The 20902-nt window shown below is 44.8% G+C and carries 21 protein-coding genes and 1 riboswitch; of the genes, 12 read left to right on the top strand and 9 right to left on the bottom strand.

Annotated features, from left to right (window positions below):
- The first annotated feature begins 254 nt into the window (after window positions 1–254).
- The gene (elyC, locus tag GZK95_RS04815) at window positions 255–1058 is read left to right on the top strand and encodes an envelope biogenesis factor ElyC (protein WP_075714056.1); all 804 of its coding nucleotides are present in this window, start codon (window positions 255–257) and stop codon (window positions 1056–1058) included.
- A gap of 74 nt (window positions 1059–1132) precedes the next feature.
- Here elyC and torR read toward each other — a convergent pair whose 3' ends face one another.
- A complete protein-coding gene (torR, locus tag GZK95_RS04810; RefSeq protein WP_075709132.1) occupies window positions 1133–1843 on the bottom strand; it encodes a two-component system response regulator TorR in 711 nt (236 codons plus the stop codon).
- Window positions 1844–2082: 239 nt separating this feature from the next.
- On the opposite strand from torR, the gene torD reads away from it, so the two are divergent.
- The 5 genes from torD to GZK95_RS04785 all read left to right on the top strand — a co-directional run bounded on the left by torD (window position 2083) and on the right by GZK95_RS04785 (window position 6040).
- A complete protein-coding gene (torD, locus tag GZK95_RS04805; protein WP_075714058.1) occupies window positions 2083–2736 on the top strand; it encodes a molecular chaperone TorD in 654 nt (217 codons plus the stop codon).
- Between the two features lie 201 nt (window positions 2737–2937).
- The gene (gene purR, locus GZK95_RS04800) at window positions 2938–3942 is read left to right on the top strand and encodes an HTH-type transcriptional repressor PurR (RefSeq protein WP_075709130.1); all 1005 of its coding nucleotides are present in this window, start codon (window positions 2938–2940) and stop codon (window positions 3940–3942) included.
- A 150-nt stretch (window positions 3943–4092) separates the two neighbouring features.
- Window positions 4093–4190, top strand: a riboswitch (cyclic di-GMP riboswitch).
- 111 nt (window positions 4191–4301) lie between these two features.
- On the top strand, window positions 4302–4892 hold the full coding sequence (locus GZK95_RS04795; protein WP_075709129.1) for a TfoX/Sxy family DNA transformation protein: 591 nt from the start codon (window positions 4302–4304) through the stop codon (window positions 4890–4892).
- A gap of 140 nt (window positions 4893–5032) precedes the next feature.
- Entirely contained in the window at window positions 5033–5722 is a 690-nt protein-coding gene (locus tag GZK95_RS04790) for a TVP38/TMEM64 family protein (RefSeq protein WP_075714060.1), read from the top strand.
- A 12-nt stretch (window positions 5723–5734) separates the two neighbouring features.
- A complete protein-coding gene (locus GZK95_RS04785) occupies window positions 5735–6040 on the top strand; it encodes a DUF7577 domain-containing protein (protein WP_075709127.1) in 306 nt (101 codons plus the stop codon).
- Here the strand turns inward: GZK95_RS04785 and GZK95_RS04780 are convergent.
- The 4 genes from GZK95_RS04780 to topA form a co-directional block, all read right to left on the bottom strand.
- On the bottom strand, window positions 6037–6834 hold the full coding sequence (locus GZK95_RS04780; protein WP_075709126.1) for an alpha/beta fold hydrolase: 798 nt from the start codon (window positions 6832–6834) through the stop codon (window positions 6037–6039). The genes GZK95_RS04785 and GZK95_RS04780 overlap by 4 nt on opposite strands.
- Before the next feature lie 175 nt (window positions 6835–7009).
- Window positions 7010–8467 (bottom strand): glycogen synthase GlgA, encoded by a 1458-nt coding sequence (gene glgA, locus GZK95_RS04775; RefSeq protein ID WP_075714061.1) that lies wholly within the window; start codon window positions 8465–8467, stop codon window positions 7010–7012.
- On the bottom strand, window positions 8457–9674 hold the full coding sequence (gene glgC, locus GZK95_RS04770) for a glucose-1-phosphate adenylyltransferase (RefSeq protein ID WP_075709124.1): 1218 nt from the start codon (window positions 9672–9674) through the stop codon (window positions 8457–8459). The genes glgA and glgC overlap by 11 nt, the downstream gene beginning before the upstream one ends.
- Window positions 9675–10101: 427 nt before the next feature.
- Window positions 10102–12723 (bottom strand): type I DNA topoisomerase, encoded by a 2622-nt coding sequence (topA, locus tag GZK95_RS04765; RefSeq protein ID WP_075709123.1) that lies wholly within the window; start codon window positions 12721–12723, stop codon window positions 10102–10104.
- A gap of 473 nt (window positions 12724–13196) precedes the next feature.
- Here topA and GZK95_RS04760 point away from each other — a divergent pair, with 473 nt between their 5' ends.
- On the top strand, window positions 13197–13445 hold the full coding sequence (locus tag GZK95_RS04760) for a YciN family protein (protein ID WP_075709122.1): 249 nt from the start codon (window positions 13197–13199) through the stop codon (window positions 13443–13445).
- Window positions 13446–13548: 103 nt separating this feature from the next.
- Here GZK95_RS04760 and aroA read toward each other — a convergent pair whose 3' ends face one another.
- Both aroA and GZK95_RS04750 read right to left on the bottom strand, forming a co-directional pair.
- Entirely contained in the window at window positions 13549–14829 is a 1281-nt protein-coding gene (gene aroA, locus GZK95_RS04755) for a 3-phosphoshikimate 1-carboxyvinyltransferase (protein ID WP_075714063.1), read from the bottom strand.
- 124 nt (window positions 14830–14953) lie between these two features.
- Window positions 14954–15412 (bottom strand): outer membrane lipoprotein, encoded by a 459-nt coding sequence (locus GZK95_RS04750; protein WP_083626149.1) that lies wholly within the window; start codon window positions 15410–15412, stop codon window positions 14954–14956.
- A gap of 15 nt (window positions 15413–15427) precedes the next feature.
- Here GZK95_RS04750 and aat point away from each other — a divergent pair, with 15 nt between their 5' ends.
- The 3 genes from aat to infA all read left to right on the top strand — a co-directional run bounded on the left by aat (window position 15428) and on the right by infA (window position 17142).
- The gene (aat, locus tag GZK95_RS04745) at window positions 15428–16144 is read left to right on the top strand and encodes a leucyl/phenylalanyl-tRNA--protein transferase (protein WP_075714065.1); all 717 of its coding nucleotides are present in this window, start codon (window positions 15428–15430) and stop codon (window positions 16142–16144) included.
- Window positions 16144–16842, top strand: coding sequence for an arginyltransferase (locus tag GZK95_RS04740; protein WP_075714067.1), 699 nt, complete (start codon window positions 16144–16146; stop codon window positions 16840–16842). Before aat ends, GZK95_RS04740 begins: the two co-directional genes overlap by 1 nt.
- A gap of 81 nt (window positions 16843–16923) precedes the next feature.
- A complete protein-coding gene (gene infA / locus GZK95_RS04735; RefSeq protein WP_001040192.1) occupies window positions 16924–17142 on the top strand; it encodes a translation initiation factor IF-1 in 219 nt (72 codons plus the stop codon).
- A 137-nt stretch (window positions 17143–17279) separates the two neighbouring features.
- Here infA and GZK95_RS04730 read toward each other — a convergent pair whose 3' ends face one another.
- Both GZK95_RS04730 and cysS read right to left on the bottom strand, forming a co-directional pair.
- Complete coding sequence (locus GZK95_RS04730) at window positions 17280–17858, bottom strand: thymidine kinase (RefSeq protein ID WP_075709118.1); 579 nt, start codon at window positions 17856–17858, stop codon at window positions 17280–17282.
- 130 nt (window positions 17859–17988) lie between these two features.
- Window positions 17989–19371, bottom strand: coding sequence for a cysteine--tRNA ligase (cysS, locus tag GZK95_RS04725; RefSeq protein ID WP_075709117.1), 1383 nt, complete (start codon window positions 19369–19371; stop codon window positions 17989–17991).
- Window positions 19372–19572: 201 nt separating this feature from the next.
- Here cysS and GZK95_RS04720 point away from each other — a divergent pair, with 201 nt between their 5' ends.
- Together GZK95_RS04720 and lpxH are read left to right on the top strand one after the other, a co-directional pair.
- Window positions 19573–20067: a peptidylprolyl isomerase gene (locus GZK95_RS04720; protein ID WP_075709116.1), complete on the top strand. Its 495-nt coding sequence runs from the start codon at window positions 19573–19575 to the stop codon at window positions 20065–20067.
- Window positions 20068–20112: 45 nt separating this feature from the next.
- Window positions 20113–20850, top strand: coding sequence for a UDP-2,3-diacylglucosamine diphosphatase (lpxH, locus tag GZK95_RS04715; RefSeq protein ID WP_075709115.1), 738 nt, complete (start codon window positions 20113–20115; stop codon window positions 20848–20850).
- Window positions 20851–20902 lie beyond the last annotated feature (52 nt).

Below are 20902 nucleotides of genomic sequence, written 5' to 3'. Positions count from 1 at the left end.
AACTCTGTAATCGGGGGCGCCGAGTTCGAACCCTTCGGGCATTGTCTGTTGCACTTCCTATTACGTTGCTGGCTTACTAAGTAAAAACTACCCGCTCAGCGGTTATCGTGTATAAAAAAGCGACAAACGAATGCAAAAATCATTTCAAAAGGCCATTAGCCCCTTGGTACTGCTATTCTGTCACAAGAAAGGCAGATATAAATAGGGATTATCTTAATTTATAATCAACTGGTGTTTTTTCGGACTATTTAATCATGTTTGAGCTGAAAAAAATCGTTTCTTCCTTGCTCATGCCTTTGCCAGCGATGCTGATCATCGGATTTTTGGGCTTAATGTTAATTATGTTTACTCGCAAGCAGAAAACAGGCTGCTTTGTGGTGTTGTTTTCCTTTGTGGGCATCTTCCTGATCTCTTTCCAACCTGTCGCTTCTCGCTTATTGATGCCGCTAGAACGCCAATATACCGCCTTTTTACCTGTCGATAAGTCGATTGACTATGTCATGGTACTGGGTAGCGGTCATGTGGTGGATGACCAAATTCCCCCAACCTCTGAACTAAGCCGCACCGCTTTGATGCGTTTATCTGAAGGCATTCGCATTATGCGCATCTATCCGGGTTCAAAGCTCATACTCTCCGGCTATTCAGGCGGCACTGAGGTGAGCAATGCACGTATGATGGCAAAAGTGGCTCTCGCTCTTGGGGTGTCAAAATCCGATATTATTCTGCTTGAGACAGCAAAAGACACATGGGAAGAAGCTCGACAAGCCGCAGCCTTTGTACAACGGAAAGAGTTGATACTAGTCACGTCTGCAAGCCATATGGGCCGGGCGCTCAATGAGTTCCACTCTGCTGGATTAAACCCTTATCCTGCGCCGACCAACTACTTAGCACAAACCGAAATCCATCAGTTTTGGAGTAAGTACACGCCTAAAGCGATTTACTTAGAGCAGACCGAGCGATACTGGCACGAAACTCTTGGACGCATTTGGCAGACGCTACGCAACTGGGCATCGGATTATGAAGAGACCGCAATCGAAGCCTCACAGAGTAAAGTGTAGCGGGATGTAGGTAATCTTTGCCGCAAAAAAAAAACCGAAGCTGAGCTTCGGTTTTTTTACACTTATACAGTCAATTAATCACCAGCAAACATGTAGCCTTCACCATGAACCGTCACAAAGATTTGTGGGTTCTTTGGATCAAACTCCATCTTAGCGCGCATGCGACGAATCAGTACATCGATGGTACGGTCGTTAGGTGCATCTACGCGGTGGCTGATCATATTGAGAATGCGTTCGCGGCTTAATACTTGGTTAGGGTAAGAAGACAGCGCCACAAGTAGTTCGTACTCAGCTTTAGTTAGCTTAACCGGTTCGCCGTTACGGCTTAAAGCACGGCGTTGAATGTCAAACATCCACTCGCCAAAGCGAACAATGTTTGCGTCGTTCTTTTGATCAACAACGCTACCTGCATTACGAGCAGCAGAAATGCGCCACAACAGGTTCTTCACGCGCACTAGCAGTTCGCGAAGTTCAAACGGTTTGGTTACGTAATCATCTGCGCCCATTTCGAGACCGACGATTTTATCAATGCTATCCGTGCGTCCTGTTACCAGGATAATTCCAATGTCCGATTGACTACGCAGTTCGCGCGTTAGCATCAGACCATCTTCACCAGGAAGATTGATGTCTAACATAACTAAGTCGATCGAATGATTTTGTAGTGTGTCGCGCATCTGCTCGCCGCTCTCAGCTTCGCTGACCGTGTAACCTTCATTTTGAAAGTAGCCAACTAGCTTGCTGCGAGTGACCGCGTCGTCTTCTACTACTAATACGTGATAGCTCATCTAAACCACTTAATTTACATTGGGAATTAATTTCAACAGTATTCTATTCATAAACCGTAACATTTCTAGTATTTGTTATATTAAAATCAAGAAAGATGATTTTTTATTGATTCAAGACAAACCTAGCCCACCTGTTAACAATATTCCATTTTCTATCCCATTTTTTCACAATACACGTTATCGCTATTCATGTTTGTTCGCTAAAATATTAATAGTACTGAAACTTGGAGCATTGTTAGATGCAAGAATTAAAAGCGTTTAATGAAAAACGTGCAGAGATTTACTGGTGGTTTTCGAGTCTGTTCGCAAGAGAACTGACTGAAACAGAGCTTGCACAATATCAAAGCCCTGAAATCCGCGGCTTTCTTGCTGGTCTAGGTGAAAACCCAACCCTAAAACCTGCGGTTGACCGATTGGTGGACGCGCTCAATAGACAAATGGATCGCGAAGATGGTCAACTAGAGCTTGCAGCGGATTTTTGTGACTTGTTCTTAAAATCAGACAAAGAGTCTGCACTACCGTACGCCTCTATGTATGTGGGTACGACAGGCCTATTGCATGATGAACCCGCAAACCAAATGCAAGATCTACTGACTCAGCATGGTGTGGCGGTAAATCAGGACTTAAATGAGCCTGCTGACCATATCGCAATTGAACTTGATCTGTTGGGCAATATGATTATTCGCTCAAATGAGTTGGAGCAAGAGCGCCACCTCAATGATGCGTTGATCGAGCAAGAAGCGTTTATTCGTCAGCACATTCTAAATTGGGTGCCAAAGTTCACAGCGAAAAGTCAAACACTCGACGCTTTTGGTTTTTACTCTTCTGTGGCCTCACTGCTGGTGGCATTCCTTGAATTGGATTGCGCCTATTTAGTGGGTGAAGAGGAATAACACCCCTTCTCATAAAATGAGAGCGGGTTTTTCGTTTGCTACTGGCGGCGATGCGGTCTAAAATCGAAGCCGCAAACGATAAAAAGACCAAACAAGTACAAACCGCTGTAAAAAAGCGGTTTTTGTATTTCTATTACTTTCTGCCAGTTTTATTCAAAAATGTGAATAGCCATGTGGCAGCTATAGAAAGGATCATACCTTATGGCCACTATTAAAGATGTTGCTCGCCTTGCCGGCGTATCAACCACGACAGTCTCACACGTTATTAACAAAACGCGTTTTGTTGCGGAAGCAACTCAAGAGCGCGTGATGGAAGCCGTCACTGAACTAAACTACGCGCCAAGCGCTGTTGCGCGTAGCTTAAAGTGCAACAGTACCCGCACAATTGGTATGTTGGTGACGCAATCAACTAACCTATTCTTTTCTGAAGTCATCGATGGTGTAGAAAGCTACTGCTACCGCCAAGGTTACACACTTATCCTATGTAATACCGGTGGTATCTACGAAAAGCAACGCGATTACATTCGCATGCTCGCTGAAAAACGCGTCGATGGTATTTTGGTGATGTGTTCTGACCTAACAGAAGAACTGAGTGAAATGCTGGACCGCCACAAAGACATTCCAAAAGTAGTTATGGATTGGGGTCCGGAGAGTTCTCAAGCGGATAAGATCATCGATAACTCGGAAGAAGGTGGCTATCTTGCTACCAAATACCTAATCGATCATGGTCACAAAGACATCGCTTGTCTAAGCGGTCACTTTGAAAAAGCAGCCTGTCAGGAACGAATTCAAGGCTTCAAGCGCGCGATGAATGAAGCGAACTTGGCAGTAAATGAAGATTGGATCTTAGAAGGTAACTTCGAGTGTGATACTGCTGTGCTAGCGGCAGATAAAATCGCAGCGATGGATAAACGCCCAACAGCAATTTTCTGTTTCAATGACACCATGGCCCTTGGTCTAATGAGTCGTCTGCAACAGAAAGGTATCCGTATTCCTGAAGATATGTCTGTGATTGGTTATGACAATATCGAGCTTGCTGAGTACTTCTCGCCACCACTGACAACGGTTCACCAACCTAAACGTCGTGTTGGTAAAAATGCCTTCGAAATCTTACTTGAACGCATTAAAGACAAAGAGCATGACAAACGCGTATTTGAAATGCATCCAGAAATCGTTGAACGCTCTACGGTAACCAAATTACCTTAACTCAATGATTATTATAACAATAGCCGATGTGAGATTAGTCGGCTATTGTGACTCCTACCCAACTTAATTCTTGCATTAAGATCACAATTCTTTCATAGTATGGTGATACTTTGAAACAGAAGTATTTAATCTTTAGCAAGGCAAATTAAGTCACGCACAGGGCAAACCATTCTGAAAAGATGGGACGCAAAGCTTCCGGCCTAAACTTTTATGCACAGCATAAGACGTATGGTAGCGGGGTTGCCGATGGTAGAAATGCGCGCGTTAACGGATTATTCTCCTATTTCCTGCATAACTGCTAATCTTTCGGACCTGATTTGGTGGCGTATTGACATACACATACACCGAGAAAGTACTGAATGGACAAACCAATTCTTAAAGACTCGATGAGGCTCTTTGAGCCGCTAGGTCGTATTAAATCTCGCTCTATGTTTGGTGGGTTTGGGATTTTTGCAGACGAAACTATGTTTGCGTTAGTTGTAAATAATAAGCTTCATATTCGAGCAGACAGCATTCTCGCCAAGCAGTTTAAACAACAAGGATTCGAGCCGTACGTGTACCACAAACGTGGGTTTCCTGTTGTCACTAAATACTTCGCTCTGAGTGAAGATTTGTACAGTAATAGCACCAAAACGCTTGAGATTGCACGTGAAGCACACGCACAAGCTCAAGTTGAGAAATCAGCGCAAGCTGAAACAAAACCAACTCGCATTAAAGATTTACCGAACCTTCGCTTAGCGACTGAGCGAATGCTGAAGAAAGCCGGTATCGATAATGTTGAGCAATTGCAGCAAGCGGGCTCTGTAGAGGCTTATAAAGCGATTCGCGAAACTCACTCTAGTGATGTTAGCCTAGAGCTGTTGTGGTCTCTTGAAGGCGCAATTAAAGGGACACACTGGTCAGTGGTACCCCAAGAGCGCAGAGATGAGCTACTCTCTCGACTTCAATAAACACTAGCCAGCGAATTTCGCTGGCTTTTTTTATGAAAGTTTTTCTTCACTTTAAGGTTCTTATCTACCAACAGAGACAAGATTCCCCCAACAGCTAAACTAAGAATAAGCGGACGCAAAAAAGGGAAAGGAGAGCGAAGATGAACAAAAAATTATTGATAGGGATAGCACTGATCGCCCTAATCGCGGTGTTAATTTCACAATTTGGTGATCAACTCACGTTGGAAAATGCGAAAGCTCAGCAAGCGGCTCTTGGTGAGTTTATTGCGCAGAATTTCGTACTTGCCGCCATCATCTACTTCTCCGCTTATGTCGCGATAACCGCCTTTTCGATTCCCGGAGCAGCCGTCGTCACGCTACTTGGTGCCGCCCTGTTTGGTTTTTGGACCAGTTTACTACTGGTATCATTTGCTAGCACGCTGGGCGCAACACTCGCCTTCCTCAGCAGCCGCTTCTTACTGCGTGATTGGGTACAAAGCAAATTTGGCGACAAACTCTCTGCGATCAATCAAGGCGTAGAAAAAGATGGGGCATTCTATCTCTTCTCCTTACGCTTAATTCCGGTCTTTCCGTTCTTTTTGATTAACCTACTGATGGGGCTAACTCCTATCACGACGGCACGTTTTTATCTGGTTAGCCAATTAGGTATGTTGCCGGGCACTGCCGTTTATCTCAATGCTGGTACTCAACTAGCTCAAATCGACAGCTTGTCGGGCATTGTATCCCCATCTGTTTTGGTCTCTTTTGCCCTACTCGGCTTATTCCCAATTATTGCCAAATGGGTAATGGCTAAACTTCGACGCCAGCCAGAATCTCACAGCCAAGTATAATCGAGGTTATTGATGAAAATATTCAGTGCCGTGAATCCACCTCAAGCTCACATTGTGTGTGAGCTTTTACGCTCCCACAACATACAATGCGAAGTGCGAGGAGAAGGCATTTTTGGATTGCAAGGTGAAGTGCCGTTTGGAGAAGCGAGCGCCCCTCATGTTTGGTTACTCGACCTAGCTAAAAAAGAGATAGCGATTGAACTGATTGAGCAGTTTGAACAACCACACTCACAACAGGCTTGGCGCTGCACTGAGTGTGGGGAGCTTAATGAAGGACAATTTGCACTGTGTTGGCAATGTGGCGTCGCGATCCATTAGCGGATCTGTTGCTGAATAAAGCGGATCGAATGCTGATTAAACTCTTCGGGTTTTTCGATATTACACACATGACCACAATCCGCTATCTCTAGTAACTGACTTTGGTGCTGTAGAGCAACGATCTCTTTCACTGGCTTGATAAACATGTAGTCCTGATCGCCCATCAAATACAAAGTCGGGATCGGCAACTCTTTTTGATTAAAATAACGCATTAGCGGGTTCACATCAGATGCCAATATAAACCATCTTTTGAACTCTTGCTGACAGAGCTTTTTCGCCTCACGGATAAAGAGATGCCGCGACTGCTTTTGCGCTCGTTGTGGCATAACTATGTACGCAAACAAGCTGTACAACCACATGTAAGGCACAATATGTTTAAAGATATTGCCCACTTTAACCAAGAATTGTGAACGCGTATTAAGACGTGTGACAGCCCCACCAAGCACCATCGATTTCACGCGGTCGGTCGCCAGTTCTGCTAGGTTATGCACGATAATCGTACCGAGAGACAAGCCGACAAAATGGGCAGATTGTATTTTGAGGTGGTCAAGCACTTGCAGGATATCCAGTGTTACTGCTTTAAACGTGTAACGACTGGTCATGATCTCTTTTAGTAACTGGTTTGACTTACCGTGGCCTCGTAAATCAATCAGCACTAGGTTGAAATGTTGCTTGTACGCTTTGATCTGCTTAAACCAAATAGATGAACTCCCGCCCGCACCATGGATAAAGACTACCCATTCATTACTTGTTGGATGCAGATAGGTTTTATGAAACAGCAAGGCATTACTCATTTATGCGAATAGTTATAATTGATAGTGCTAAGAGGGCAGAAGCCTACCATAAGTTATGTGAAGCTCCATTGAGCTTATATCATTTTATATGAAGTTGAGACGAGAAAAGTGTAAAAAAAGACATCAAATGATGTCTTTTATCAGAGTTCTGTTAACTTTATTGCCGCGGCTTAGGTTAGGAAAGTGCGCTGCGATACAGAGCCAAATACTCGTCTGCTGCTCGCTTCCAACAAAACTGTTTTTGCATCGCAAAGAGCTGTACTTTTGTCATCTCATCACGTTGCTGTAGATAAAACAGTAAAGCGCGTTGCATCACGCTCAGCAGTTCAATCGGCTCTGGATGGATAAACGCAAATCCAGTCGCATTGTCCGGATCGGAATCGTAATCCACCACGCTGTCTTTTAATCCCCCCACCGCACGCACTATTGGTAAGGTACCATAAGCCATACTGTAGATTTGGTTTAAGCCACACGGCTCAAACTCTGACGGCATCAAGAAGAAATCCGAACCGGCTTCGACTAAGTGGGCAAGCTCGTTGCTGTATGCTTCAACGAAAGCGAACTTGTCACTGTGATGCGCCGCGATCTCCGCCAGCTGCGTTGCCAAGATCGGATCCCCCGTCCCAACAATCACCAGCTGAGCGTCAAGCTTAAGAAAACGCTCGAGGATTGGCAGCAAATAGTGCACACCTTTCTGATTGGTCAAACGGCAAACCATACCAAACACGGCAGCCTCGCTCTCAGGCAGCTTAACACGCTTTTGTAACTCACGTTTACACGCCAGTTTCCCTGCCTGCATGCTACTGAGCTCTGCGTGATACTGGGTCGGTATAAAGCCATCAGTTGCTGGGTTCCAATCACTGTAATCGCACCCATTAAGAATGCCGACTAAGTCATGCTCTCTGGCACGAAACTCTTTTGCCATACCATGGCTACCCAACTCGGTTTTGAGTTCATCCGCATAGGTAGGACTCACGGCATTGATCTTGTCAGCAGTCATCACGCCCGCTTTGAGCATCGTGATATGGGTTGGACTTACCGCTGCATCGGGGGCGTAGTGCCCTTGCATCTCTGCGAGGTTCGGTAACTCTTCGTAACTAAACACCCCTTTAAACACCGCGTTGTGAATGGAGATAACACTTCGAGTGCGAGCAAAGTATGGATGCTCGGCATAGCGATGCTTGAGCAGGTAGGGAACAAACCCGGTATGCCAGTCATTGGCATGAATGATATCCGGTTGAAAATTCAGCTTCGGCAACATATCTAGACAGGCTGCACTGAAGAATGCAAAGCGCTCTCCATTGTCAGCATAGGCTTGGTTGTACTCCGAATACATTTCCTCTCGTGCAAAATATTGGTCGCACTCAATCGCGTATACTTTGACCTCACCTACCGCAAGTTGACGTACTCGATACGGTGTATGAGGCCAATGCTCTAATTGAGTCTCCAATACGATGTCAGCATCTTGCAAGGCTTTAATTTTACGATAACCCGGTAAGGTTACTCTGACATCTTGTCCCATCGAGTCAAGAGCTTGAGGCAGGGCCTTAGCGACATCCGCTAAGCCCCCACTTTTGATCAATCCTTCAACTTCTGATGCGACAAACAGAATGGATAAACGATCAGTACCCAACGCGTGCTCCTTTTGGAATCACCACAATGCCTTCTTCCGAAACGTGGAACAGTTTGCGATCTTCTTTTAGGTTCACACCAATCTGAGTGCCCGCTGCAATTTCTACATCTTTATCGATGATCACTCGGCGTAACACACAACCTTCTCCGACTTTCACATCTCCTAATAAGATGCTTTCACTGATGTCGCAGGTTGATGCGATATTGCTGCGGAAACCAAGCACCGATTTTTCAATTCTCGAACCGCGAACTAGGCTGCCGTTACACACTAAGCTATCAATAATCTGCACTCGTCCATTATCAGAGTCAGTAAAAGTTGCTGGTGGTAGCGGTGGATAGTAGGTGTGTAATGGCCACTTGCGGTTATACAGTGAGAATGGTGCGTCTTTTCGCAACAGGTCCATGTGCGCTTCCCAATAAGCACCAATGGTGCCTACATCACGCCAATAAACCTCTTCTTTTTCACCCGTGATTTGATTACGGCTAAAGTCATAAACAAAGACATCACCACGAGGGAACATTTTAGGAATGATGTCTTTGCCAAAATCATGTGAGGATTCTGGGTTATCGGCATCTTCGATCAACTCAGCAAATAGCGTCTGAGCTTCAAAAACGTAGTTACCCATTGAAACAAGAGCATGCTCTGGATCACCTGGGATAGATTTAGGGTTAAGTGGTTTTTCTTCAAAACCAATCATGCGCCCTTCACTGTCCACTTCAATCACCCCAAATTGTGAGGCTTGAGAAAGTGGCATGCGAAGTGCCGAAACCGTTAATGCGGCTTCATGTTCTTTGTGGAAATCAAGCATCTGCTTAATATCCATTTTATAGATATGGTCTGAACCAAAGATACATACTTGATCAGGCTCTGCTAACTCCATAAAACGTAAGTTTTGATAGATAGCATCAGCGGTCCCCTCATACCAGCGCTTGCCAGTGCGCATTTGTGCTGGAATAGGATCAATAAAACGATCAGTAATGCCGTTGATGTTCCAACCTTTCTTAAGGTGATGGAACAAAGATTGCGACTTAAACTGAGTGAGAACGTAAATACGCATCAAGTCAGCGTTGACAAAGTTGTTAAGCGCAAAATCAATTAGGCGATAACTCCCCCCGAAAGGAACAGAAGGTTTACTACGAGACTCAGTAAGTGGACGCAGTCTCGAGCCCTCTCCACCAGCAAGGATCATACCTAAAACACCAGCCATTGGTTATTCTCCATATTATATTTTTATCAATTGGTGCCAATTGCTGGCACCTTTTTCCCTAGGTAGGCATAGCGCGTTGTTATTTGGACTACGTCCATTATTATGTGCAAGCCATTGGTTATAAATTATCGGATCTAATACAGATTACAATTTTAAATATTGCATACTGTCGAATCCTCACAAGTTACGTCACAAGCACCCGATCTAGCTCACATTAAAGCCAAACCCATATACAAACCGATAACAATCATATTACCGAAGCATGACTTTCCTCGTAAAAACGACATTAAAACCGTACCAAATCTGCATGTCAGTTTTGTGACTTTTTAACAAACGCCCCTCTTGATTATCAGACCGTTTGCTGAAGCAAAATTTAGGCATAAAAAAAGCAGCGATCACTCGCTGCTTTTGTTCACGACTTCAAGCGCTATTTCTTTTTACGCTTGTCGGTAATTTCCCATTTTCCATCGATATATAGTGCAGTATAGCCCGATGGTTTGCCGTCGATTTCAGAGCGAACATAGTTCTCTTTCGACTTACGGCTAAAACGTACCACCAATGGTAGACCGTCTGGATCTTTCTCTGGCGCTTCGGTTAAGTAATGGAACTTAGCCGAAATACGGTCTTTAAAGCGTTTTAGTTCTTCCACTAACGGTGCACGTGTTTCACGCGATTTAGGGAAGGTACTCGCCGCTAAGAATAGACCTGATGCACCGTCACGCAATACAAAGTAAGCGTCTGAGTTTTCACAAGGCAACTCTGGCAAGTGCACAGGATCTTCTTTCGGTGGCGCAACTTCGCCATTCTTTAAGATCTTACGCGTGTTCTTACATGTTTCGCTGGTGCAATCCATGTACTTACCAAAACGACCGTTTTTCAGCACCATGTCACTGCCACACTTGTCACATTCAACAACTGGGCCGTCATAACCTTTGACTTTGTATTCACCAAACTCAACCACATAACCTTCACAGTTCGGGTTGTTACCACATACGTGCAGTTTGCGCTTATCGTCGATCAGGTATGCATCCATCGCTGTTTCACAGATAGGACAACGTTTCTTAGCACGCAATGCTGCGGTTTCTACGTCTTCCTCTAGAACATTGATGATGCCTTCCTCGTCACCGAGGTTAATCGTGGTCTTACAACGCTCTTTTGGCGGCAGTGCGTAACCTGAACACCCAAGGAACACGCCCGTTGACGCGGTACGAATACCCATAGGACGAGAACAGGTAGGACACTCAATATCCGTGTAGACGATATGATTTGGTTTCATACCACCTTGATCTTCATCTTGCTCCGCTTTCTCTAAATCGCCTGAGAAGTCGTTAAAGAAGTTATCCAGCACAGATTTCCAGTTCGCATCACCTTCAGCGATTTGGTCAAGCTTCTCTTCCATACGTGAAGTGAACTCGTAGTTCATCAACTCATGGAAACTGCCATCGAGACGGTCAGTCACGATCTCACCCATCTTCTCAGCGTAGAAACGACGCTGCTCAACTTTTACGTAGCCGCGGTCTTGAATCGTTGAGATGATCGATGCGTAAGTCGATGGACGACCAATACCACGCTTCTCAAGCTCTTTTACTAGTGCAGCTTCGGTAAAGCGCGCTGGCGGCTTAGTGAAGTGCTGTTTAGGATCAAGCTGTTGTAGTTCAATTTTATCGCCAACTTGCACCGCAGGCAGAATTTGGTCTTCGTTTTTGCCCAATGGACGCTGAACGCGAGTCCAACCATCAAACTTGAGAATACGACCTTTCGCTTTAAGCGTGAACTCTGCCGCTTTCACACTGACTGTGGTTGAGTCATATTGCGCTGGTGTCATTTGACACGCGACAAATTGATTCCAGATCAGCGCGTAAAGCTTATGCGCATCAGCTTCCATACCTTGTAAGTCATCTGCCTTCACTGTTACGTCAGAAGGACGAATCGCTTCGTGCGCCTCTTGAGCACCTTCTTTGCTGCCGTAAACATTGGCTTTTGCTGGCAGGTAGGCATCACCAAACTCGCTAGTGATATAACCACGAACTGTCTCTACCGCTTCCGCACTCAAGTTTGTCGAGTCGGTACGCATATAAGTGATGTAACCCGCTTCATACAAACGCTGAGCTAACATCATTGTCTTTTTAACACCATAGCCAAGACGCGTACTCGCAGCTTGCTGCAGTGTCGAGGTGATAAATGGTGCTGACGGTTTGCTCGACGTTGGGCGGTCTTCACGCTTACATACTTCGTACGCTGCATTCTCAAGAACAGATATCGCCGCTTGGGTTTCTGCTTGATTAACAGGCTTAAACGCTACACCATCTTTTTGTGACACTTGCAGACGGAAGTCCGTTTTATCTTGTGTCTTAGTGTCAGCGTGAATATCCCAAAATTCTTCAGGAACAAACGCTTTAATTTCACGTTCACGTTCAACCAGTAGTTTTACTGCCACCGACTGTACACGGCCCGCTGACAAGCCACGCGCCACTTTTTTCCACAACAGTGGTGAGACCATAAAGCCCACAACACGGTCCATGAAACGGCGTGCTTGTTGCGCATTAACGCCATCCATACTTAGCTCGCCAGGACTCTGGAAAGCTTGCTGAATCGCGTTCTTAGTAATTTCGTTAAACACTACACGTTTGTATCGCTCTTCATCGCCACCGATGATCTCACGAAGGTGCCAAGCGATGGCTTCTCCCTCGCGGTCCAAGTCGGTTGCGAGATAAACGCTGTCTGCGTCTTTCGCGAGTTTCTGTAGTTCGGCAACCACTTTCTCTTTGCCCGGAAGCACTTGATAATTTGCTTCCCAGCCGTTGTATGGGTCAATACCCATCTTTTTGATCAGCGATTTACGATCTTTTTCTTGTTTGATGCGCGCTTTCTCTTCGACACTTAAACCTTTCGTCGATACCGCTGCCGCTTTCTGGCCGGTGCTTTGACCCGCCGTTGGTAGATCACGCACGTGACCCACACTAGACTTTACGATGAAGTCCTTACCGAGATATTTATTGATGGTTTTCGCTTTGGCTGGCGACTCCACAATAACGAGTGACTTACCCATAACTGACTCTAGTGTCCTTTAATGACTGATGCGATTTTATCGCACAACATACCTAAAACATTGCTTCTTTTTTTACTATTGAGCGAGATTGCTAGAAGATCAATATCTTTTTTGAAAATCAATCTTGACTGCTCGACAAATCATCGATCTCGCCCCTACAAGGTTTAGACCGTTTTACTTCAATGCGCAGACTATATCGAGCAATGGTTTGATAGCCAAATAGAGTTGAACAATTTAGCTATCGTGCATGGACGTGCCATGTTCGAAGTGCCACATACTAAACGCGTGGCTAATATCTCCGCCAATGGATTAAACAGATTTATGTAGCCCGTCACAAACATTTTCCTTCTTTTATTACAAAAAGATAGCGATATGAGTTGTCGATTAATTGCGGCAAGTCATTGGCATTTCCGTTTTTTTCGCTTTAAAATCGCACCCCATCTCGCCCTAAATCAAAGCGTAAGGTAAATTCAATGAGCGATAAAAAAGTAATTTCCACATTCGACCTACTCCTGATCGCCAACCAAATCATTCAAGAGCATGACGATTATATCGATGGTATGCGTGCTGATAGTGTAGAAGAAAAAGACGACGTTCTGGTTTTTAAAGGAAACTACTTCCTTGACGACAATGGTCTACCGACTAGCAAAACTACCGCGGTATTTAACATGTTTAAGTACTTAGCGCATCAGCTTTCAAAAGAATTTACCTTAGAAAACTAATTGCTTTCTAAGGGAACGCAAAGCCAAGCTTTGTTTCGCTTAAAAGAAAAGGCTGACACTATGTCAGCCTTTATTATTTTTGAGATTCCCGACTCTCTCGAGCTTAGCAGCTAAGCGATGCCAACTTCTCAAAGTAATCCGGGAAAGTTTTTGAAGTACATTTCGGATCGTTGATGGTGACTGGCGTGTCGCTCAACGCAACCAGAGAGAAACACATCGCCATACGATGGTCGTCATAAGTGTCTATCGCAGCGTGGGTTAATTGAGCTGGCGGTGTCACAATAATGTAGTCGTGACCCTCTTCAACTTGAGCCCCCACTTTACGCAACTCTGTCGCCATCGCAGCCAAACGGTCCGTCTCTTTAACGCGCCAGTTATACACATTGCGAATCGCAGTCGTACCCTTAGCAAACAAGGCGGTAGTCGCAATCGTCATGGCAGCATCGGGGATATGGTTAAAATCCAAATCAACCGCTTTGAGCTCACCCACACGAGAGATGACGTAATCATCACCCCATTCGATTTCAGCGCCCATTTTTTCAAGTGCATCAGCAAATTGAATATCACCTTGGATACTATTTTTGCCAATCCCTGTGACCTTGATAGCGCCTCCTTTAATTGCGGCAGCAGCTAAAAAGTACGAGGCAGAAGACGCATCACCCTCAACAAGAAAATCGCCTGGAGATACATACTGTTGACCAGCTCGAATCACAAATTCTTGATAATCACGATTCTCTACCTCAACGCCAAACTGCGCCATAATATGCAAAGTGATATCGATATATGGTTTAGACACTAAGTCACCCACAATTTTGATTGTCACATCGTCTTTTGCTAATGGGGCAGACATCAAGAACGCGGTTAAAAATTGGCTGGAGATAGAGCCATCAATTTCTACCGTACCTCCATTTAACCCTGTTCCTAGAATCTTCAGCGGTGGGTAGTTGTCATTCTCGAGGTACTCAATTTGAGCACCGGCTTGACGCAGCGCATCAACCAAGTGACCAATTGGACGCTCTTTCATGCGCGGTTCACCAGTGAGGACGAACTCTCCTTCACCAAGACAAAGCGCAGCCGCCAATGGGCGCATTGCCGTACCAGCATTACCCAAAAACAGCTCTAGAGCTTGAGATGAATGGAACGACCCACCTAAGCCTTCTACTTCGCAAACTGTTTTGTCTGCTGATAGGGTGTAATTGACACCCAGCTGAGTAAGCGCATTAAGCATGTGACGGATATCGTCACTATCGAGAAGGTTGGTAAGACGCGTGGTGCCTCTTGCTAAGGCGGCCAATAACAGCGCGCGATTCGAGACACTTTTTGACCCAGGTAAGTTAACCTCACCATCGACTTTATTGATTGGTTGTAACGTAAGGCTTTCCATTAAAAACTACTATTCCTTGCTCGCTCACTTCCATAAGAGCGATGAAAAATTCTTCGTCGTTTCAGACTATCGAAAAAGCCCAAGTAAAACCAGAGTTAATCTGGTTTTACTTTCAAGCGGTAATCTAATACTCCCTATCGACCCTAACACCATCGTTAAAGTACAAAATACGAACGCGATCCCCACGCTGAAATATCATGTTGCTATCGACGTCTTGAATCACGTTTATCAAGCGTTTGTCTTCGGTTTGAATTAACAACTCAACCAGACGATATTCAACACGATAACTCTGATTAGCTCGATTTCGCGCAATACTCGCACCTGCTACGGCACCGACAGCAGTTGCCACTTCACGGCCTGTACCGCCACCGAACTGATTACCAATTAAACCGCCGACAACCGCACCCAAAAAGGTTTCCCAACCGTTGCTTTCTGCCTTCACAATATCTTGCTGGGTAAGATAGCGAACTGAATCGACCTTCCCAAACACAACCTCATTTACTGGACGGGCAACATTCCGTTGGTATGCTGCATTGGCAAATAGAGGAAAAATCAATAATATCCATACCCACTTCTTCAACATAACTCGACTCCTCTAATGGCTATATATCTGACAGAACTCGATAGTAACAATTTGAGCTTTCCTTCTCCATTTGAAGCACTTGACGACCCAAATGGGTTGCTGGCTTTTGGCGGAGATCTGTCATCTGCACGTTTGGTCACAGCTTACCACAATGGCATATTCCCTTGGTATGGACCTGATGAACCTATTTTATGGTGGAGTCCATCACAACGCGCGGTGTTTGATCCTAAGACATTTAAACCCGCCAGAAGTGTCAAAAAATTTCAGCGTAAGCATCAATATCAGGTCAGTATTAACCGAGCGTTTGACCAAGTCATTGATCACTGTGCTGCGCTTCGAAGTGCCGAAGAAACTTGGATCAACGAGGAAATGCGTGATGCCTATAAACAACTGGCGCAACTTGGTCATTGCCACTCTGTAGAAGTATGGCAACAAAACCAGCTTATAGGTGGGCTTTATGGCCTGTCGGTTGGTCAGCTGTTTTGCGGGGAATCGATGTTTAGCCTGCAAAGTAACGCATCGAAAATCGCCTTATGGTATTTCTGCGACCATTTTAAGCAATACGGTGGAAAGCTCATTGATTGCCAAGTACTTAATGATCACACCCAATCGTTAGGTGCATTTGAATTACCACGTGAAGACTTTATCAAAAGCCTGCTATCCTTAAGACAGCAAGCGGTTGATAAACAGTGCTTTCAACCGCAGTGGTTAGTACAGGCCGAGGAGCAATAATGAGCTCTGATATACAACACATTAGAATTGGTTTAACCGATAACCACCCTTGTAGCTACCTTCCGGGACGGCAAGAGCGGGTGGCGGTGGCGCTCGACCCCACGCTACACACCTCATCTAACTACGAAGTATTGCTGGCAAATGGTTTTCGCCGTAGTGGCGACACCATCTATAAACCGCTATGCCAAGCTTGTGAGGCTTGCGAACCCATTCGAGTCGCAGCTCATCAATTTCAGCCCTCACGTAGCCAAAAGCGTCTGCTAAACAAGGCCAGCGCGATTACTTGGCAACTAAAAGAAGATCTTGATGAAAACTGGTATGAACTCTATGCCAGTTATATTGAATCCCGCCATCACTCCGGCACAATGTACCCTCCAAACCGCCAGAGTTTTGAACAGTTTAGCCACTGTAATTGGTTAAATACCCAATATTTACACCTCTATGAAGACCAGCGACTAATTGGTATTGCAGTGACTGACCTGCTCTCCAACAGTGCCAGCGCTTTCTATACCTTTTTTGACCCTAACCATCCACTATCGCTTGGTACACTTGGGGTTTTGTTGCAAATTGAATACTGCCGACAACAAGGCAAACAGTGGCTTTATCTCGGCTATCAGATCGATGAATGTCCAGCGATGAACTACAAAGTCCGCTTTCATCCTCATCAAAGGCTAGTAAATCAATCGTGGCGAGGGTAGAATACGCCCCAACTTTGCTTAATTCATTTTTATCAGCTTCGAATACCTGATAAAAACGCCCATTTATTTAAAGAGGATTAGATGGCTAAAGAAGACGTTATTGAGATGCAAGGCACTGTCCTTGATACTCTTCCAAACACAATGTTCCGTGTTGAGCTTGAAAACGGTCACGTAGTTACTGCTCACATCTCTGGTAAAATGCGTAAGAACTACATCCGTATTCTTACTGGTGACAAAGTAACTGTAGAGATGACTCCATACGACCTATCAAAAGGCCGCATCGTCTTCCGTGCTCGTTAATCTCAGATTACCGAATACAACAAAAAACGGAGCCAAGTGCTCCGTTTTTTGTACCTGTCAGCTTAGTGCTGCATGCCTCAAAACACCTTAGCAATGTTATGAGGCCTACTGAAACTAACACTCAAACGGCGTGGCAATTACTTACCAAGCGCCTCTTTATAGTGCTGACGACAAACCGACACATAACGGTCGTTGCCACCAATCGCCACTTGGTCACCTTCTTTAATCGCATTGCCATGCTCATCCGTGCGAATAACCATGTTCGCTTTGCGACCGCAGTGACAAATGGTTTTCAGCTCAACCAGTTTATCTGCCCACGATAGTAGGTATTTACTGCCTTCAAACAACTCACCTAAAAAGTCAGTACGCAAACCGTAGCAAAGTACTGGAATATGTAATTTATCTACCACTTCAGTGAGTTGATAAACCTGTTCTTTCGACAAAAACTGGCATTCATCAATTAAAATACAGTGACGTTTCTCTTGTTCATTAAGCTCGGCGATGGTTTTAAATAAGTCCGTCTCAGCTTGGAATAAGTGCGCTTCAGATTGTAGACCGATTCGAGAACTCACTTTACCAACGCCATAACGGTTATCTAAAGCAGCGGTAAAGATCAGTGGGTTCATACCACGCTCTTGATAGTTAAATGACGATTGTAGAAGCGTGGTTGATTTCCCAGCGTTCATCGCTGAGTAATAGAAGTACATCTGTGCCACAGAAATATTCCTGTTAAATTCTAAATTTGGTAAAAAAAAGGGCTGACAGTTCAGCCCTAAAAATTCGTTTATCTGTTCCTTCATTGACGCTGCAGGCATCATGACTACAACTTCAAGAAGGACGTCGATGCTATTTGCGGCGCCAGGTTGTACCTTCCGCACCATCCTCTAGCTCAATACCCATCTCATTTAGCTTGTCGCGCGCCATATCTGCATTGGCCCAATCTTTCGCTGCACGAGAATCGTTACGTAGCTTGATTAATGCTTCAATTTCAGCCACTTCATCATCACTGCCTGCATCGCCTTTTAGGAAAGCTTCTGGGTCTTGATGAAGAATACCGATCACATCGGCCAACTCACGCATTAATGCGCCAAGTGCACTTGCTTGCTCTTGGTTTTCTGTCTTAAGACGGTTGATCTCACGCGCCATATCAAACAACACTGAGTAAGCTTCTGGTGTATTGAAGTCATCGTTCATCGCTTCAGTAAAGCGAGTTACGTACTCTTCGCCACCTGCTGGCGCTACTGACAAGTCAAGACCACGTAGTGACGTGTATAGACGCTCTAATGAAGCACGTGCTTGGTTGAGGTTCTCTTCACTGTAGTTTAGCTGGCTGCGGTAGTGACCAGACATTAGGAAGTAGCGAACAGTTTCAGCATCGTAGTGACCCAATACATCGCGAATCGTGAAGAAGTTGCCTAATGACTTAGACATTTTTTCTTTATCAACCATCACCATGCCGCTATGCATCCAAGTATTTACATACTGGGTATCATGCGCACAGCAAGACTGAGCAATTTCGTTTTCATGGTGTGGGAACTGAAGATCTGAACCGCCACCGTGAATATCAAAGTGGTTACCAAGGATTGATGAGTTCATTGCTGAACACTCAATGTGCCAACCTGGACGACCTGGGCCCCATGGCGATTCCCAAGTTGGTTCGCCTGGTTTAGACATTTTCCATAGAACGAAGTCTAGCGGGCTGCGTTTTGCCGTTTCAATATCAACACGAGCGCCAGCTTGTAGCTGCTCAAGATCTTGCTTAGACAGTTTGCCGTATTCATCAAACTTGCCAACTTCAAACATCACGTCGCCGTTATCTGCAACGTAAGCAAAACCACGTTGAATTAAGGTTTCAACCAGTTCAATGATCTCTTGAATAAACTGTGTCGCGCGTGGCTCAACGTCTGGGCGCTTGATGTTCAGCGCATCAAAATCGGTGTACATTTCGCCGATCAAACGCTCTGTCAAAGAATCGCAACTCTCGTTGTTTTCGTTTGCACGCTTGATGATTTTGTCGTCAATATCAGTGATATTACGTACAAATGTTAAATCGTAACCCAAGTAGCGTAGGTAACGAGACACAACATCGAAAGAAACGAAAGTGCGACCGTGACCAATATGACAGAGATCATAAATGGTTACCCCACAGACATACATGCCAACTTTGCCAGCATTGATTGGTTTGAATTCCTCTTTCTGTCTTGTGAGTGTGTTATATATCTTTAACATGATCTCTATGCTTATTTGAGTGAAATAAAATGGTTACCTAGTATATCAAGTCATCCTGTTTTAAGTAATCCCTCAATCGCTCAAAAAGCCATCATTAACACCTATACTCAAGTCTGATTCACTGCTTTTCGCGTATTAATGTCGGAAAAGTTAAGTTAGAATCTCAAGCTCAAATCAAAAACAAAGGTTAAGGATATAATCATGATCACCCTTCACACTAATTTTGGTGATATCAAAATTCAGCTAAATGAAGAAAAAGCACCGGAAACAAGTGCAAACTTCCTACAGTACTGCCGTGATGGTTTCTACGACAACACGCTATTCCACCGTGTTATCGATGGTTTCATGATTCAAGGTGGTGGTATGGAGTCAGGTCTTCGTGAGAAGGCAACTCGTGCACCAATTAAGAACGAAGCAAACAACGGTCTAAGCAACAAAGTAGGCACGCTTGCTATGGCTCGTACTATGGAGCCGCACTCTGCTAGCTCTCAGTTCTTCATCAACGTGAACAACAACACTTTCCTAGACTTCCGCAGCGAAAGCCTAGATGGTTGGGGTTACTGTGTATTCGGTGAAGTAGTAGAAGGCATGGACATCGTTGAAAAAATCAAAGGTGTGAGCACTGGCTCTTACGGCATGCACCAAGATGTACCACTAGAAGACGTGGTTATCACTGGCACTACTATCGAAGAATAATCGATTTAAGAAGGGTGTTTATCACCCTTCTTTTCTTTTACAACTATGACCACACTATTTATTTCCGACCTACATTTATCAGCCGACACGCCTGACATTAATGCTTGTTTCGAACGCTTTATGCGTGAGGAAGCCATCCATGCCGATGCCTTGTATGTTTTAGGTGATCTGTTTGATTTCTGGATTGGCGACGATGACAACAGCGAGTTCGCCAAACGCGTTCGAGCTGAATTTAAGCGCCTGACAGACAGTGGCGTACCCTGTTTTTTCACCAAAGGAAATCGTGACTTCTTAGTCGGTAAACGCTTTGCCAAACAAACGGGTATGGTATTACTTGGTGACGAAACGGTGATTGATCTCTATGGACGCAAAGCCGTCATTCTGCACGGTGACACACTCTGTACTGACGATCATCAATATCTCGCCTTTAGAGCTAAAGTGAATCAACCTTGGTTGCAATGGTTGTTCAATCGCTTACCAATGGCGGCCAAAAGACCCATTGTGCGCAAAGTCCAGTCTGACGCTCGCGATACCAAAAAAGACAAGTCGTTTGACATCATGGATGTAACACAAAGCGAAGTAGAAAAAGTGCTGTTGCAACATCACGCTGATCTAATGATCCATGGTCATACTCATCGACCTAACGTTCACACTTTCGCTGTTGATGGACAAGAAATGACACGTATTGTTCTGGGTGATTGGTATGAACAAGGCTCAATATTGTGCTGTAACGCAAATAATTTCAGTTTAGAAACCCGCCCTTTCTGTACGGGAAATCCGTAGTTTGAACTAGTTCAAAGCAAATATTCCGATTCTGCTTATTATCACCTTTGTA

It is taken from the genome of Vibrio panuliri, assembly GCF_009938205.1.
GTDB lineage: Bacteria > Pseudomonadota > Gammaproteobacteria > Enterobacterales > Vibrionaceae > Vibrio > Vibrio panuliri.
Note: the sequence above shows the minus strand (reverse complement) of the source record. Positions and strands in the feature narration are given on the sequence as shown.

Bases quoted from the DNA above. Each gene is read 5' to 3' on its own strand.
- infA (WP_001040192.1), top strand. From the start codon at position 16,924: ATGGCTAAAGAAGACGTTATTGAGATGCAAGGCACTGTCCTTGATACT.
- GZK95_RS04760 (WP_075709122.1), top strand. From the start codon at position 13,197: ATGAGCGATAAAAAAGTAATTTCCACATTCGACCTACTCCTGATCGCC.
- cysS (WP_075709117.1), bottom strand. From the start codon at position 19,371: ATGTTAAAGATATATAACACACTCACAAGACAGAAAGAGGAATTCAAA.
- GZK95_RS04780 (WP_075709126.1), bottom strand. From the start codon at position 6,834: ATGAGTAATGCCTTGCTGTTTCATAAAACCTATCTGCATCCAACAAGT.
- aat (WP_075714065.1), top strand. From the start codon at position 15,428: ATGGCTATATATCTGACAGAACTCGATAGTAACAATTTGAGCTTTCCT.
- GZK95_RS04740 (WP_075714067.1), top strand. From the start codon at position 16,144: ATGAGCTCTGATATACAACACATTAGAATTGGTTTAACCGATAACCAC.
- GZK95_RS04720 (WP_075709116.1), top strand. From the start codon at position 19,573: ATGATCACCCTTCACACTAATTTTGGTGATATCAAAATTCAGCTAAAT.
- topA (WP_075709123.1), bottom strand. From the start codon at position 12,723: ATGGGTAAGTCACTCGTTATTGTGGAGTCGCCAGCCAAAGCGAAAACC.
- glgC (WP_075709124.1), bottom strand. From the start codon at position 9,674: ATGGCTGGTGTTTTAGGTATGATCCTTGCTGGTGGAGAGGGCTCGAGA.
- purR (WP_075709130.1), top strand. From the start codon at position 2,938: ATGGCCACTATTAAAGATGTTGCTCGCCTTGCCGGCGTATCAACCACG.
- GZK95_RS04795 (WP_075709129.1), top strand. From the start codon at position 4,302: ATGGACAAACCAATTCTTAAAGACTCGATGAGGCTCTTTGAGCCGCTA.
- GZK95_RS04750 (WP_083626149.1), bottom strand. From the start codon at position 15,412: ATGTTGAAGAAGTGGGTATGGATATTATTGATTTTTCCTCTATTTGCC.
- torD (WP_075714058.1), top strand. From the start codon at position 2,083: ATGCAAGAATTAAAAGCGTTTAATGAAAAACGTGCAGAGATTTACTGG.
- GZK95_RS04790 (WP_075714060.1), top strand. From the start codon at position 5,033: ATGAACAAAAAATTATTGATAGGGATAGCACTGATCGCCCTAATCGCG.
- lpxH (WP_075709115.1), top strand. From the start codon at position 20,113: ATGACCACACTATTTATTTCCGACCTACATTTATCAGCCGACACGCCT.
- elyC (WP_075714056.1), top strand. From the start codon at position 255: ATGTTTGAGCTGAAAAAAATCGTTTCTTCCTTGCTCATGCCTTTGCCA.
- aroA (WP_075714063.1), bottom strand. From the start codon at position 14,829: ATGGAAAGCCTTACGTTACAACCAATCAATAAAGTCGATGGTGAGGTT.
- torR (WP_075709132.1), bottom strand. From the start codon at position 1,843: ATGAGCTATCACGTATTAGTAGTAGAAGACGACGCGGTCACTCGCAGC.
- GZK95_RS04785 (WP_075709127.1), top strand. From the start codon at position 5,735: ATGAAAATATTCAGTGCCGTGAATCCACCTCAAGCTCACATTGTGTGT.